This window comes from Polynucleobacter sp. AP-Kaivos-20-H2 (assembly GCF_018882215.1).
Classification (GTDB): domain Bacteria; phylum Pseudomonadota; class Gammaproteobacteria; order Burkholderiales; family Burkholderiaceae; genus Polynucleobacter.
The window spans coordinates 154,150-167,594 of sequence record NZ_JACVOX010000004.1 but is presented as its reverse complement, the minus strand read 5'-3'; the positions used below and the strand labels follow the sequence as shown (position 1 = coordinate 167,594).

Sequence of the window (13,445 nt, the reverse complement as noted above, 5' to 3'; positions counted from 1 at the left end):
CGGACTTGGTTAATAAGCGCTAGAAATAAGGTTTTTCCAAGCTCTCTATCAGTAAAGCCCTATCTACCGGATTTAATTCATTAAATGTGCTTTTGGTTAGGGTTCAAGTCCTGATGAGCCCACCAATGAAATCAGCGACTTAGGAAGAAATTCTTAAGTCGTTTTCTTTTTGCCGCACCGCTCCCGGCGATGAAGTAGATCACTATATTGATCTAAACTTGCTAAAAGTTATATTGGACAACTCCCTCATGCATAAATTCCCAAGTGAAGAATAGTCAACCAGATGTTTTAGTCATCGGCGGCGGTAATGCTGCACTTTGCGCCGCTCTAATGGCCAGAGAGGTTGGAGCATCCGTATTGATTTTGGAGGCTGCACCAAAAGAATGGCGTGGCGGTAATTCAGCGCATACCCGTAATATTCGTGCAATGCATGATCAACCAGAAGATGTCATGCTGGAGTCCTATTCGGAAGAAGAATATTGGCAGGATGTACTCAAGGTGACTAGCGGTAAGACGGATGAACAATTGGCAAGATTTGTTATTCGTTCCACTTCTCAATGTCGTAAATGGATGACAAGATATGGAGTCCATTTCCAGCCACCTTTATCTGGGACTCTCAATCTATCGCGTACTAATGCCTTTTTTATGGGCGGTGGTAAAGCCTTAGTAAATGCCTATTACCGAAGTGCTGAGAAGTTGGGTGTTCTAATTCGATACAACTCTCCAGTAGATGCATTAGAAGTGAAAGATGGAAAATTCTTAGCGGCTTATGTAGGCGATGAACGAATTGAGGCAAAGACTTGTGTTCTAGCGGCAGGAGGTTTTGAGTCTAATCGCGAGTGGCTCAAAGAAGCTTGGGGTGTTAATGAGCATGGCGAGTCCCCAGCCGATAACTTTTTAATTCGGGGCACCCAATACAATAAAGGCGTTTTGCTTAAGCAACTAATAGACCTCGGTGCAGATTCTGTAAGCGATCCAACTCAGGCGCATATGGTTGCGGTTGATGCGCGTGCGCCTTTATATGATGGCGGTATTTGTACGCGCATCGATGCAGTTTCATTTGGAATTGTGGTGAATAAACATGCCCAGCGTTTTTCCGATGAGGGCGAAGACTTTTGGCCAAAGCGCTATGCTTTTTGGGGAAGATTGGTTGCTCAGCAGCCCGGTCAAATTGGCTATTCAATCATTGATTCAAAAGTATTGGGTCGTTTTATGCCTCCAGTATTTCCAGGCGAAAAAGCAAATGCCTTAGAAGAGTTAGCGCAAAAGCTTGGATTAGATCCAGGCGCTTTAGTGCAAACGATAAGTGCCTATAACGCTGCGTGCCGAGTGGGAACATTTGATCATACGATCATGGATGACTGTCACACCGAGGGTCTAGAGCCACCCAAAACACATTGGGCTTTACCTATTGATAAAGGCCCCTTCTATGGCTATGCAGTCCGACCTGGCATTACCTTTACCTATTTGGGTTTAAAGACGGATCAAACAGCAGCAGTGCGTTTTCAGGATCAACCGAGTGAAAATTTATTTGTAGCTGGGGAAATGATGGCTGGAAATGTATTGGGTAAAGGGTACGCAGCAGGTATAGGTATGGCTATTGGTACAGTATTTGGCCGAATAGCAGGAAGCGAAGCAGCAAAAGTAGCATTACATCAAAAAGGTCATTCTCATGCAGCAACTTAACTCCTTAATTTTGGAAGCGAGTACTTTGGGCTCAAATGCACCAGAAGTAGAGGCGGCTCGCATGCTGACTATCTGCAACTCTTGCCGATACTGCGAGGGATTTTGTGCGGTATTTCCTGCTATGACCAGAAGGATAGAGTTTTTGCCTGCTGATGTGAACTTCATGGCAAATCTTTGTCATAACTGTGGGGCATGTTTGCATGCTTGCCAATACGCTCCACCACATGAATTTGCAGTAAATATTCCGAAAGTAATGGCACAAGTTCGCAAGGACACATACATTGCTTATGCATGGCCAAAAGCTTTTGGCTCCTTATACAAAACAAATGGGGTGGCCGTTGCGATGGCCACATCCCTTTCACTTATTCTATTTTTACTGCTAACGCTGGTAGTGAATGGAACTTTAACTTCTGGTCCGCTTAAGGGAAATTTTTACGCTATCTTCTCGCACAATACCTTAGCAATCATGTTTGGTGTAGTTTTTGGATTTTCAGTTCTTGCCTTATTCATTGGCCTACAGAATTTCTGGCGAGAGATTTCACCGGGCACTAATTCGGGTGGCGCGGTAGCTGAAGCGACACATGATGCATTAACTTTGAAGTATCTTGGTGGCGGTCATGGAGAGGGATGTAATAACGATGACGATGCGTTTACTTTGTGGCGCAAACGGTTTCATCATTTTACTTTCTACGGATTCATGCTTTGCTTTGCCGCCACTAGCTTAGCAACTTTGTATCACTATTTACTAGATTTACATGCCCCCTATGCCCTTAGTAGCTTGCCAGTAGTTTTGGGTACGCTTGGCGGTATTGGATTATTGGTTGGACCTGCAGGCTTGTTGTATCTAAATTTCAAGCGAAATGCGGAGCATGGTGATGCTTCTCAAAAGCCAATGGATAGGGGATTTATCGTCTTGCTATTTCTGATAAGCGCTTCAGGTTTGGCTTTATTAGCTTACCGAGATACTAGTGCAATGCCTTCATTGCTAGCTATTCATTTAGGTTTTGTAATGGGTTTCTTTTTAACTATGCCCTATGGGAAATTTGCCCACGGATTCTACAGGCTTGCAGCGCTTCTAAAGAACGCAATTGAAAAACGCCAGCCTAACAAGCTTGGCTTAAGTGGAGAATAATATAAATGGCCACCAAGAATCATAAGAATCTTTTAAATGTGTTTCTGGTTCTGGTATTTAGCTTACTTAGTTACTCAGCAAATTCTCAAGAGTTTCCCCCTAAAAAGACGATCACTATGGTAGTTGGGTTCGCAGCTGGTGGGGCTGCAGATACAGCTGCTCGGATCATCTCAAAAAAACTCGGTGAGAATATTGGTGCAAATGTGGTTGTGGATAACCGTGGCGGTGCAGGTGGAAATATTGCGCATCAGTTTGCAGCTAATGGACCTACAGATGGCAGCACCATCCTATTTGGTTCAGTTGGGCCGCTAACCATTGCTCCCCATATGATGAAGCTGCCATATGATCCTTTTAAGGATCTTTCACCAATCACTATGGGCGTTAATTTCCCAAATATTCTTGTGGTTAATTCGGGAACAGGGATTAAAACCTTTGCAGAGTACATTGCTTACGCAAAGAAAAATCCTAAAAAATTAGAATATGCTTCTACTGGCCCCGGATCAGCCTCGCATCTTGCTGGAGAGTTGTTAGATGAAATGGCGGGTATTGATACAGTACATGTTCCTTATAAGGGTGGAGCACCAGCTATGCAGGACTTACTCGGTGAAAGAGTCGCCGCCTATTTTTCAACTTACAGTACGGCACAAGCTTACATTGAGAATGGCAAACTCATTCCTCTAGCGGTAACTGGTCCACAACGACTAAAGTCACTCCCTAAAGTTCCAACTATTGCTGAATCGGGATATCCTGGATTTAATGCGACTAACTGGTATGCCTTTGTTGCTTCATCCAAGGTGCCAGCTCCAGTATTAGACCGTTGGAATACCGAAATCGTGAAAGTATTGAAATCCCCCGATGTGGTCAAGCAGTTGAATGATCATGGCCTGACGCCAATGCCCACTTCACGTGAGGAGCTTGCAAAATATATGGCAAAAGAATCGGCAACTTGGGGTCAATTAATAAGGGATAAGAAAATCACAGGCGAATGAGATTAAGCAGGAGAGACACCCAAATCACCTTACGGTGGATTTTTCAGTGTTACTTTAAGTAACGCTTGTGCCTTAGTTAATTCCATGGAGCAGCGAAGTGCTAAACAGTTCTCCAAAATTCCTGTGATTTTGAAAACCAAAGAGTGAGATACGAGTTTTTAAAAGATTATTTATTTCATTACATAAAAGCTCGCACACCGATATTTAGGGGGCGTAAGCTCTTGAAATCCTAGTGGTTTTCTTTGGATGTCTGTTCTCATAAGAAAGAAGCCCTAGGGGTCTTGTAACAAAGACCTCAATAGATTCAAGAGGTTAGTGGTCGATTAGGTAGTCAAAATTGCTTACACACCGCTTACACACCAGAGCTTTTTTCATGGTGTGTAGTAAATGCGGTTTTAGTGTGGTTTTAAGAAGTAAAGCACCCGTCAAAAGGTGTGCAGTAAATGTAACGATTTAGGGCCCATAGCTCAGTTGGTTAGAGCAGAGGACTCATAGCGAAAGTTGTGCCTTATGCGTGGAAACTGCATAAGGGATGGTGTCAAATTCGGAGAAAGCTAAATGTAGCCAAAAGCTGCACAAGCTAACGCCGAGCCAAGCTTCAGTATGAAAGTGCTGTTGAAGGTGTAGAGACTAGACGGCACCCATCTAAGTTGAGCAATCAATATGATGAAGGCATAGTCCAGGGAGTTGTGAAAGCAACACAAACCGGAATCCTTTGGTCCCAGGTTCAAGTCCTGGTGGGCCCACCAGAAAAGCAAAGGTACGTACCGGACACATGCTTTACGTCCGGTACCGACCACATGGTTTACACCTTTACCAATCACATCCCCAATACTTTGGGACCAAATGGGTTTTCTAAGGCTTGTACCCGAGAAGACTCCATATCAAAGTAAGCCATATCGTAATCCATAAAGCTCACTAACCACACGTCGTCTTCGACCTGCCGTAAGCCTACGTCATGACCAGCGAACACCGTACTAAAGTGAATCTTCTTACCATCTAAACAGATGCGTCCGCAGTTAGTCACGGTCACTGTCTTATCGTGGAAGGGATAACTCACATCGGGCAGTCCTTCGTATTTTTGGGTCGAAGGAACATAGAGCTGTGCCGGTTTTTTCATCTCCAGGGCTTGATGGGGCCGCTCATAGTTGTACTCATAGATAAAGTCTTCGAACTTATCTTGCTGTTGCAAAAGTGTTTTGGCAGGGGGTTTAGTCGTCGCTTGCTTGAGCGTTAAATGCATGCGTTCATGGCGACCATTTTGCTGAGGATTGCCGGGCTTAATGCGCTCAATACCAATGCCTAAACGAAGCCACCACACCGATAGACTACTTAAACCATAGAGCGCATTAGCGCAGGCAAACGGCACACCGTTGTCTGAGCGGATGGAGCCTGGCAGCCCATACTCTTTGAAGAGTTGCTCAAAGACCGTAAAAGCCTGCGCTTCGCGAGTACTCTCTAGGCCTTCACAGCAAATGAGGAAGCGAGAGGCATAGTCCGTCACGGTTAAGGGGTAACAGTACTGCTTATTACCCAGCATAAACTCCCCTTTGTAGTCCACGCACCATAGAGCATTCGGTTCTTTGAGATCCGATAAGTTGGTCCCCGTGAGCTTGGGGTGGTGGCGTCTGCGTTTCTTTTTGACTAAGCCATGGCGATCGAGAACGGCATGCACCGTGCTTTTGGCGGGCAATGCTAACTCCGGGTAGTGGGTGTGCAATCTGTCGCGCAGTTTAGGAGCGCCCCAGGTTGGAAACTCTTTTTTCAGGTTCACAATCAATTGCTCAACCTGGAAGGGCAAGCGGTTGGCTTGCCGAAAGGGTCGTCTACTGCGATCCGTAAAGGCTTCTAAACCACTGTCTTTATAACGATCAATGATCTTATGGCCAGTCACTCTAGAGATACCGAACTCCTGACACAGGGTAGCAATCTTCTCGCCATCAAGATAACGAGACACAAATTTAAGCTTTTCATCCATCTTCGTACTTTCATTCCACGGCATAGAGTGGTCCCTCCTATGCCAAAAACTGTAAAGTATGTGTCCGGTATAAAACGTAAACTATGTCTCGGGTAGCACAACCAAAACCACCTTAGGGTGGTTTTTTCATTTCCCCGTTGATAGAATCTAGCAAATACTAAAATAAAGGGAAGCAATGAAAAAGATGGCAATCTTGCTATGGATGCTATTAAGTCCAGCGGCCTTTGCTCAATCACAAAACTTTGAAGGTTTTGGTTTGTCAATTGATTACTCATTAAATTCCATTACAGACAAATCTACTCCGGGCGATTCAGCTACCAGTAGAAGCGGCGTTCCTAGCATTACCGCTGATGCTTATAGGGCAATCAATGATCAATGGTTGATTGGAGTGTATGGTTCATACGATTTAGGCACCACAGATACTTCTGGCACAGATCCAGATGCCCATAATCCGATTGAAGCTGGCGGAAAAGTGGGTTACGCATTTACAGAAAAATTAATGGCCTATGTCAAGCTTGGCTACTCCTGATCTAAGTATTCATCTCCTGGCTACTATCAATGGATTAATGGGCCTAGTTACGGCATCGGCGCCGAGTATTTGTTGACCAAAAACCTATTTACAAGGGTTGAGGTGTCTCAACAAAACTACAAGACTGTTTACTGGAGTGATGGCTCTAGCGATAAGGTCAATATCAATGCTTACGGCATCTCTTTGGGCTGGAGATTCTAGGATCAGACATCCTCGGCCCTGGTTCGATTCCGCCCCGGGCCACCAAGAATTCTCAAAACATTAGAAGTGGTCCATTGAATCTCTAGTGTTGGCCACGGTTTGGCACCATTTCCCTAAGTCTTCCAGATTTCCTCTTGACTCGGAATGTCGTTTAAAACGACAAACCAATTTCTCATCCCTGTGGTGCTCAAGCGTCGATTTAAGCGACGCTTATCTAGGGTCAGTTAGCTTGATTGCTATTCTGGTGCATATTAATTATTTCTGTCATCAAGACTCTATACAGTCAAGAGGATGAGATCCATGAATCCCAATAACTGCTAATAGGTACTATTGAATGAAGAAAAAGATTTTCAATGTGCTGATGGGGGCTAAAGCTGAAGTCATTAAGTGGATTCAGCCATCTAATAAACATCCTATTACTGCTGTTGCTCAAGATAGCCAACAGATTTCTGATTTTAAATACGAGCCTGTAATACAGTTTGTGCCTCATGAGGACAATCCGCCGACTGTGCCCCTTATAGTATTAGCTAACATTGCACCTGAGACTCGATATTTTCAGATTCAAGATGAACAGCATCCTCGGAAGATTGCTTATACGGTTTCTGGGGGTGTGAATGCAGAAAATATTTTAATATGTCTGCCAGGTTTACTTGAGACAAAGGGATCCTTTTTAGGAATTCATGATTATTTTTTAAAGTTTGAAAATTACAAAGTCATTAGCGTTGATTTTTCAGGCAGAGGCGAGTCTGACTATATTGATGAATATGGGGCCTACAAGATGTCCCTGTACCTCTCAGATGTTAGCGAGTTAATTCAAGGCGCTATATTGGTTGGAGGTAAGACGCATCAAAGACTCACCATTCTGGGCACCAGTATGGGCGGAGTCTTAGCAATGTATCTGACAAAGATTTTTGATAAAAAGATTAACGCTATCGTTCTAAACGATATCGCTTTAACGGTGAATTGGACTGCTTTGTATACCCTCTATAAGTCTATGAAAAATGAGCTAGGCTTCAAAGAAGTTCGAGAGCTTGCCAAAGAATTGAGTGTTGATGTAAAAGCAATCGCTGATGTACAGCTTCCTGGGCATTTTGACCTCTCATATCGTGCCGATGTGTGGGGCATGAATTTTCATGAAGCACTAGAGGGCTTTAAAGGCAAGGTTGGATTGGTCTATGGCGGGGAATCTAAGATATGCACTGAGCAACGTGTTCAGGAGATCAAGGCGTTTATCCCTCGCTTGAATACCTTTGAGGTTTTAAATGCAGGCCATCCGGTACCATTTGACAATCTAGTATGTGATTTTATACATTCGCAAATGAGTCTAAGGCCCATTACTCGCCCTAAAGATCTGGTGAATTAAAGCGTCAATTTAAGCGACGCTTACTCACTGTCCTTCGTCTCTTACAGCAATTCGTCCGTGTGCATCAAGATCAGACTCATCTACTTCCAAATGATCATCTTCAATCACGGTTGCGCCTTCTAGGTGCTCGATATATTCTCGAATGGCATAGTAAGGCGCAACGTGAACATGATCATCATCTTGATGATCCCAGACTTTGTAACGAAAGACGGTTAACTTCATTTAGTGTTTTCCTAAATTTAAGCTCATGAACCTAGGCGGTGATTAACATAGCGACTGGCGTAGGCTTTACGAGCTTCAACCCAAGCTAAAGCCGCTTTAATGAGCAGGCGTTTTAGTTTTTTCATGATTTATAGCCCCCTAGAATTGGTGTAGTGATACAGGTAGTCACGAGTAAGTTGCTCTACCTGCTGATGGCTATTAGGGTTGCGGCTATTGATGTACTGCTCTAAATCATTGCTTTTGGTCTGGTTGCCAAAGACTTGATTTAAGAGACTCAATAATTGTGTCATTTAAGGCTCCTTTGGTTAAAAATACTAGGGATACTACTTAGGTAGTATGTGCCTTATTGATGAATATTGCATGACAGCAAAATAACTTTTTAGATTAAAAGAGCTTAAGTTCATGACTAAAAGAATTATTTGTAGTCATTTGGTCATAAAACGCCAAAATGCTCGAAATAAGATCAAAGCTATATCCATCGGCGATAATAAAACGCCTAAAATTAGAATTAATCACTCAATTCAACAAAAAAGACAGCAATATGAGTGCATTAAAAGACGCTATCGAGAAATTAAGAGAAACTGGATCTATTGGGCTAGAAGACTTTAGAAATCTCAAGATGAAAGATGTTGAGGTCCTCATTGACGAAATCCAATACTGGTGCTTGTATGGCAACGGCAAGCCTGAGAAATTAGGCAAGAAAAATAAAGCGCATTAAAGCCTAATCTTCTAAATCCTCACTGCTGTCATCAACCCTGTATTCCACTTTAATTTTCTTAAGCACTGGATGCAAAAGAGAATTAGTATCCTTGGGAGATGGGTCAGTTAAATAGCAGTAGCCATAAAAGGGAATAGGCTCTTTTTCAACAAGTTCGCGATCTTCGGTAGTAAAGGTAGTCATCAATGCTCTCCCTAAATAAATTAGAAGTGGTTACCTATGGGCTGTTAGAGCAAGCTGAGGAGACCGGAAAGGAGCAGTTGCTCTTCATCTCCCATAAGTAATATGTATTCTTGATGAATAAATATGACAAATCTATCGCTCACTTAAATATTTTTTTAATTATTTTAAATAGTGAAACTGTCATATATAGGTTTGATATACAGGCCTCAATTATGACAAAAGTGAATGCAAAAATTCATCTAAATGTCATATAAAAGGCAGAGCATCTTATTCAAGTTCAATACCTAATTGAAGGAGAAAAAATGCTAGATCAAAATTCAAATGACAAGGTTATTAATTTAAGAAGAATGGCTGCAGAGCATTTTCAAAAAGCAGCATGGAATCAATTGTTGGCTTTAGATAATTACCAGAAGAATAATTTCATAGCGGCTGAACGTTTTGCTCAACTCTCTTTTGATGATCAAATGAATGGGGTAGAGTGCGCAGAGCTGGCCGATGCAGAGGCACTTATATTTTTAGATCTCAATATTGAGGAAGAATATTGAGTATTACCAATGCATTATCCAGACCAGGTAGTTCTTTTCTGAAGCGAGCGCTTCTTTTATGCTTGTTAATGGCTGGTCAATCTTGTTATGCAAGCTCCGAGCCCACTCCCTATGATTTGCAGGTATTTGTAGAAAAAGTAGGAGCGGCTTTTAAGGTGCAGGCTAGCTACATAGCGCCAGTTAGCCAGTGTGAGGCATATACTTTTTTGACAGATTATGAGGACGTAAAAACGACTCCAGGAATTGTTGAGTCTAAGGTACGCAGAAGGAATGGTAATAAGGTTACTGTAGAAAGGTCCATTGAGGAGCGGGTTTTATTATTCCCTATTCAACTGCGTTATGAAGTGGAGTTTACGGAGCTACCAAATCAGGGTCTAAATTTTATACAGATTAAGGGCGATAACAAAGCCTATTCTGGGACATGGCGACTACATAACAATGAAAAGGGTGTGCTAGTGAGATATACCAGCATCATGGAGCCAGATTCTGTAATTCCGAATGTGATCATAGAATATTTTATGAGAAATAATATTCGGAAGGGTTTCGAAATGATGGCTGAGGGGATGGAGCGCAGCCGCGATACTCTGAGTTTGGCCTGTAAATAGCTTATTAATCTTGCGAGTATTCAAATAAAGCTGCACCCATACGAATGTGATCACCCAGATTTAAGTTTGGTAGCAAGCAATAATTTTTAGGGGCGAAAACAATAATGGTTGAGCCGTGCTGAAACCAGCCTAATTCTTCACCGCGAGCGACAGCAAAATCGCAGTCAATCTCATTAGGGCCTTTGTAACGAAGATGTAAAAGTAGATTAATGCAGTGCATGCGAATGCTTGCAACCAGAATGGCTGCGACAGGCACCAGCGTCAGAGTTGTGTTTTCAATTCCCTTATCTGGATGGTCTACTTCACATTCAATTACGGCTCTTTCGTTCTTGCAAAAGAGTCGTTCAACTCGCTTTAGTGCAATTGGGTTGACATTCCAGGTATCACCAGAGATATAAGTGATTTTTCTGATTCGCATTGCCGTTGGAGCATGAAAGCGGTGGTACATACTTGAAGTGAGTCGCAAGGTTACATATTCACAGCCCTCATAACTCTTGGCCAATCTCTTGTTGGGTATCAGGTCTTCTAAGGCGTAAGGAAAGCCTTTAGCTTGAAAAACTTTTCCGTCGCTGACTTTCCCGAATGCTCCTATCAGGGCATCGCACGGGCTCACTAGATTATTGAAGTCTTGATTGATTGGTCTTGCATTGGGCTTAAGTTCACGCGTAAAGCAGGCGTGCATACTTTTAAAGTGCTGACTCTTGGCCTCAGATAGATCAAGTGCAGAAAAGAATTTCCAAGCCTGTATGGAGATATAAGCAATAAGTGGGTTTTCAATTTGACTAAACCAGCCAATAAAGCGAGTCAGCGTATTGCGGGGAATACGATTAGTCAGAAGAAAATTGAGGTCTTCTTGGGACAGAATGCTTTGGATGGTCTTTTTCATTGACATAATTTTGTCAAACAAATGAAGTAAAAGTGTCAAGAAAGAACAATTGGAGTATTTATGAATAGTTGGATTGCATTAAGTATATTCGGAGCAGGGTTTGGGGTGTGGATTGTTCGGAAGGTCTATACGAGATTGCAGCTATCTAAGGCAAAACATCCATCTTTAGCTGGCCACTCACGCATGGCTAAGAGGGTAGCCCGTTTAATTCCTTTTTACTCCTTTAATCGAGACTCTTTTTTTAAAGTCGATGGTGCGCCAGACAAGATCGCCTCCTTAAGGGAAGCTGGTTTTATGCGCCTATCGCATATCTATCAGGAGCGTTTTGCAAAATCAGTTGCCCTGACAAATCAAGCGTCCAAAAATATATCAGATCTGCAATTTACAGGTAGGTATCGAGCACCCTTTCAATTTAGCCCTTTTGTTAGCGAGCATTTGAAATCCGGTAGCTTTATGCAGTCCTCATCCGGGGTTACCTTGACTGATTTGGATGGCAATATCTTTTATGACTTAACTGGGTCATATGGTGTCAATGTTCTCGGATATGACTTTTATAAAAAGGCCATTGAAGAAGGGGCTAAACGTGTTTCTGAGCTGGGGCCTGTTTTGGGGTTTTATAACCCCATTGTTGCGGACAATGTAAAGCGTTTGACAGCCATTTCGGGATTGGATGAAATATCCTTTCATATGTCTGGCACAGAGGCTGTAATGCAGGCGGTGCGCTTGGCTCGTTACCATACAAAGCGTAGCCATGTGGTGCGTTTTAATGGCGCCTATCACGGTTGGTGGGAAGATGTTCAGCCTGGCATAGGCAATCCACTCCCTCCTAGGGAAACCTACACACTGAAGGAGATGGATCAAGATACCCTGCGGGTGCTGCGTAATCGAAAAAATATTGCCTGCGTATTAGTGAATCCACTGCAGGCTATGCATCCAAATAAAGGGGCGCCTGGCGATTCATCTCTATTAGATAGCTCGCGTACTGCACATTATGATCGCGCTGCCTATACCAAATGGCTCCAAGAATTAAGGGAAGTTTGCACAAAGAATGGAATTGTTCTCATTTTTGATGAGGTATTTGTAGGATTTCGTTTGGCTCAGGGCGGCGCTCAAGAATATTTTGGCGTACGGGCTGATATGGTGACTTACGGTAAAACCTTAGGTGGTGGATTGCCGATTGGTGTAGTGTGCGGACGAAGTGATTTAATGAAGCGGTTTAGGGAAGAAAAGCCAGCCGACATTTGTTTTGCTAGAGGAACCTTTAACTCACATCCATATGTGATGGGTGCCATGCAAGTATTCCTAGAGCAACTTGAAACTCCAGCTATCAAAAAAATGTATGAAGATTTGGATGAAGTTTGGAATCGTCGCGCTAATCTCTTTAATGAAAAATTAATTTCATTGGATTTGCCAGTAAGGGTTGCGAATATGTCTAGTATTTGGACCGTCTATTTCACGGAGCCAAGTCGCTACAACTGGATGTTTCAGTACTACTTAAAAGAGCAAGGCCTAGCACTAAGTTGGATTGGAACGGGAAGATTTATTTTCAGTCTGAACTATAGCGATGCAGACATGCTAGCCGTTCTAGAGCGCTTTATTGCCGCAGCCCAATCCATGAAGCAGGATGCTTGGTGGTGGAATGGAAATGGGCTAAGCAATAAAGCAATTAAGCGTCAAATTATTAAAGAAATGCTATTTAGAAAAAATACTATCCGACATGTATCTGCATTAGGAGTTGATTGAGCCCAAGTTTTCTTCGTTGAGTTCAAGGTGGTTCATAGGGTCGATGAGTTGTCCGCGCAATAAATACAAGGGTGCCGTCGCATAAATTTTTGCATCATGGAATGGATCAGTGATAATTTTTGTCATCCATGCCAAGGCAGCCTCAACGTCATGAATGAAAAAGAGGTGGAAAGTGCGGAAAAGCACGCCACCAACACCAAGCCAGAGCCATAAGAGGCCGGTTTGTCGAATAAAACCTTCGGTATTTGTGAAGGTATTAAAAGCGATAAATTTTTGCAAGAATACAGGATTGAAATACACCAATACTGGGATCGCTGCCCAGATGGATAAAAGAACAATTTTTCTATTGAGGTTGTAGCCTACTTTGATTTCTTCCTTGTACTCATGGGTGGCTTTATTAACCTCGTCATATCCTTTTGGCTCAAAAAAGAAATGGCCGCTTTGACGAGTGGTCATTGCAACCAACCAAGCTAGCAATGAAGCTGCAATAGGATCGGTAAATAATAAAAAGTAGGCGGTTAAAAAACTTAAAGCACTGACAAAGTGTAGCGATTGATTGATGCGGCTATGGTGATAGTAGCGATGATCATCCCAGCGCTGTTTTTTTAGGGTTTCAAGAAATTGAATCAATTTTGGATCCTCTGAATATTGAAGGGCTGCATTAC

General features: G+C 42.8%; 15 protein-coding genes. 9 read left to right on the top strand and 6 right to left on the bottom strand.

What is annotated here, in order from left to right:
* Positions 1 to 264: 264 nt before the first annotated feature.
* Genes tcuA through ICE89_RS11320 form a run of 3 tightly spaced genes read left to right on the top strand, consistent with a single transcriptional unit; the run spans position 265 to position 3,807 of the window.
* A complete protein-coding gene (gene tcuA, locus ICE89_RS11330) occupies positions 265 to 1,686 on the top strand; it encodes an FAD-dependent tricarballylate dehydrogenase TcuA (protein ID WP_216265964.1) in 1,422 nt (473 codons plus the stop codon).
* On the top strand, positions 1,673 to 2,818 hold the full coding sequence (gene tcuB / locus ICE89_RS11325) for a tricarballylate utilization 4Fe-4S protein TcuB (RefSeq protein ID WP_216265963.1): 1,146 nt from the start codon (positions 1,673 to 1,675) through the stop codon (positions 2,816 to 2,818). The genes tcuA and tcuB overlap by 14 nt, the downstream gene beginning before the upstream one ends.
* 5 nt (positions 2,819 to 2,823) lie before the next feature.
* Positions 2,824 to 3,807, top strand: coding sequence for a tripartite tricarboxylate transporter substrate binding protein (locus ICE89_RS11320; RefSeq protein WP_216265962.1), 984 nt, complete (start codon positions 2,824 to 2,826; stop codon positions 3,805 to 3,807).
* Positions 3,808 to 4,627: 820 nt separating this feature from the next.
* Here ICE89_RS11320 and ICE89_RS11315 read toward each other — a convergent pair.
* The gene (locus ICE89_RS11315; RefSeq protein ID WP_216265961.1) at positions 4,628 to 5,809 is read right to left on the bottom strand and encodes an integrase core domain-containing protein; all 1,182 of its coding nucleotides are present in this window, start codon (positions 5,807 to 5,809) and stop codon (positions 4,628 to 4,630) included.
* 151 nt (positions 5,810 to 5,960) lie between these two features.
* Between ICE89_RS11315 and ICE89_RS11310 the strand changes: the two genes are divergently transcribed.
* A complete protein-coding gene (locus ICE89_RS11310) occupies positions 5,961 to 6,314 on the top strand; it encodes a hypothetical protein (protein WP_216265960.1) in 354 nt (117 codons plus the stop codon).
* Positions 6,315 to 6,849: 535 nt separating this feature from the next.
* Positions 6,850 to 7,878: an alpha/beta fold hydrolase gene (locus tag ICE89_RS11305; RefSeq protein WP_216265959.1), complete on the top strand. Its 1,029-nt coding sequence runs from the start codon at positions 6,850 to 6,852 to the stop codon at positions 7,876 to 7,878.
* Between the two features lie 24 nt (positions 7,879 to 7,902).
* On the opposite strand, the gene ICE89_RS11300 is transcribed toward ICE89_RS11305, so the two are convergent.
* Positions 7,903 to 8,100 (bottom strand): hypothetical protein, encoded by a 198-nt coding sequence (locus ICE89_RS11300; protein ID WP_216265519.1) that lies wholly within the window; start codon positions 8,098 to 8,100, stop codon positions 7,903 to 7,905.
* Positions 8,101 to 8,228: 128 nt separating this feature from the next.
* Positions 8,229 to 8,390, bottom strand: coding sequence for a hypothetical protein (locus ICE89_RS11295; protein WP_216265958.1), 162 nt, complete (start codon positions 8,388 to 8,390; stop codon positions 8,229 to 8,231).
* A gap of 251 nt (positions 8,391 to 8,641) precedes the next feature.
* Between ICE89_RS11295 and ICE89_RS11290 the strand changes: the two genes are divergently transcribed.
* Positions 8,642 to 8,818 carry a hypothetical protein gene (locus tag ICE89_RS11290; RefSeq protein WP_216265957.1) on the top strand — a complete coding sequence of 59 codons (177 nt, stop codon included), beginning with the start codon at positions 8,642 to 8,644 and terminating at the stop codon, positions 8,816 to 8,818.
* 3 nt (positions 8,819 to 8,821) lie between these two features.
* Here ICE89_RS11290 and ICE89_RS11285 read toward each other — a convergent pair whose 3' ends face one another.
* On the bottom strand, positions 8,822 to 9,001 hold the full coding sequence (locus ICE89_RS11285) for a hypothetical protein (protein WP_216265956.1): 180 nt from the start codon (positions 8,999 to 9,001) through the stop codon (positions 8,822 to 8,824).
* A 302-nt stretch (positions 9,002 to 9,303) separates the two neighbouring features.
* Between ICE89_RS11285 and ICE89_RS11280 the strand changes: the two genes are divergently transcribed.
* Together ICE89_RS11280 and ICE89_RS11275 are read left to right on the top strand one after the other, a co-directional pair.
* Positions 9,304 to 9,546 (top strand): hypothetical protein, encoded by a 243-nt coding sequence (locus ICE89_RS11280; RefSeq protein ID WP_216265955.1) that lies wholly within the window; start codon positions 9,304 to 9,306, stop codon positions 9,544 to 9,546.
* On the top strand, positions 9,543 to 10,151 hold the full coding sequence (locus ICE89_RS11275; protein ID WP_216265954.1) for an SRPBCC family protein: 609 nt from the start codon (positions 9,543 to 9,545) through the stop codon (positions 10,149 to 10,151). Before ICE89_RS11280 ends, ICE89_RS11275 begins: the two co-directional genes overlap by 4 nt.
* Before the next feature lie 4 nt (positions 10,152 to 10,155).
* On the opposite strand, the gene asd is transcribed toward ICE89_RS11275, so the two are convergent.
* On the bottom strand, positions 10,156 to 11,037 hold the full coding sequence (gene asd, locus ICE89_RS11270; RefSeq protein WP_216265953.1) for an archaetidylserine decarboxylase: 882 nt from the start codon (positions 11,035 to 11,037) through the stop codon (positions 10,156 to 10,158).
* Between the two features lie 60 nt (positions 11,038 to 11,097).
* Here asd and ICE89_RS11265 point away from each other — a divergent pair, with 60 nt between their 5' ends.
* Positions 11,098 to 12,780: an aminotransferase class III-fold pyridoxal phosphate-dependent enzyme gene (locus ICE89_RS11265; RefSeq protein WP_216265952.1), complete on the top strand. Its 1,683-nt coding sequence runs from the start codon at positions 11,098 to 11,100 to the stop codon at positions 12,778 to 12,780.
* On the opposite strand, the gene ICE89_RS11260 is transcribed toward ICE89_RS11265, so the two are convergent.
* The gene (locus tag ICE89_RS11260; RefSeq protein WP_216265951.1) at positions 12,766 to 13,410 is read right to left on the bottom strand and encodes a hypothetical protein; all 645 of its coding nucleotides are present in this window, start codon (positions 13,408 to 13,410) and stop codon (positions 12,766 to 12,768) included. The two genes, ICE89_RS11265 and ICE89_RS11260, sit on opposite strands and share 15 nt — an antisense overlap.
* Between the last annotated feature and the right edge of the window lie 35 nt (positions 13,411 to 13,445).

Bases quoted from the DNA above. Each gene is read 5' to 3' on its own strand.
- ICE89_RS11320 (WP_216265962.1), top strand. From the start codon at position 2,824: ATGGCCACCAAGAATCATAAGAATCTTTTAAATGTGTTTCTGGTTCTG.
- tcuB (WP_216265963.1), top strand. From the start codon at position 1,673: ATGCAGCAACTTAACTCCTTAATTTTGGAAGCGAGTACTTTGGGCTCA.
- ICE89_RS11305 (WP_216265959.1), top strand. From the start codon at position 6,850: ATGAAGAAAAAGATTTTCAATGTGCTGATGGGGGCTAAAGCTGAAGTC.
- ICE89_RS11290 (WP_216265957.1), top strand. From the start codon at position 8,642: ATGAGTGCATTAAAAGACGCTATCGAGAAATTAAGAGAAACTGGATCT.
- ICE89_RS11285 (WP_216265956.1), bottom strand. From the start codon at position 9,001: ATGACTACCTTTACTACCGAAGATCGCGAACTTGTTGAAAAAGAGCCT.
- ICE89_RS11295 (WP_216265958.1), bottom strand. From the start codon at position 8,390: ATGACACAATTATTGAGTCTCTTAAATCAAGTCTTTGGCAACCAGACC.
- ICE89_RS11265 (WP_216265952.1), top strand. From the start codon at position 11,098: ATGAATAGTTGGATTGCATTAAGTATATTCGGAGCAGGGTTTGGGGTG.
- ICE89_RS11280 (WP_216265955.1), top strand. From the start codon at position 9,304: ATGCTAGATCAAAATTCAAATGACAAGGTTATTAATTTAAGAAGAATG.
- ICE89_RS11300 (WP_216265519.1), bottom strand. From the start codon at position 8,100: ATGAAGTTAACCGTCTTTCGTTACAAAGTCTGGGATCATCAAGATGAT.
- ICE89_RS11315 (WP_216265961.1), bottom strand. From the start codon at position 5,809: ATGCCGTGGAATGAAAGTACGAAGATGGATGAAAAGCTTAAATTTGTG.
- ICE89_RS11310 (WP_216265960.1), top strand. From the start codon at position 5,961: ATGAAAAAGATGGCAATCTTGCTATGGATGCTATTAAGTCCAGCGGCC.
- asd (WP_216265953.1), bottom strand. From the start codon at position 11,037: ATGAAAAAGACCATCCAAAGCATTCTGTCCCAAGAAGACCTCAATTTT.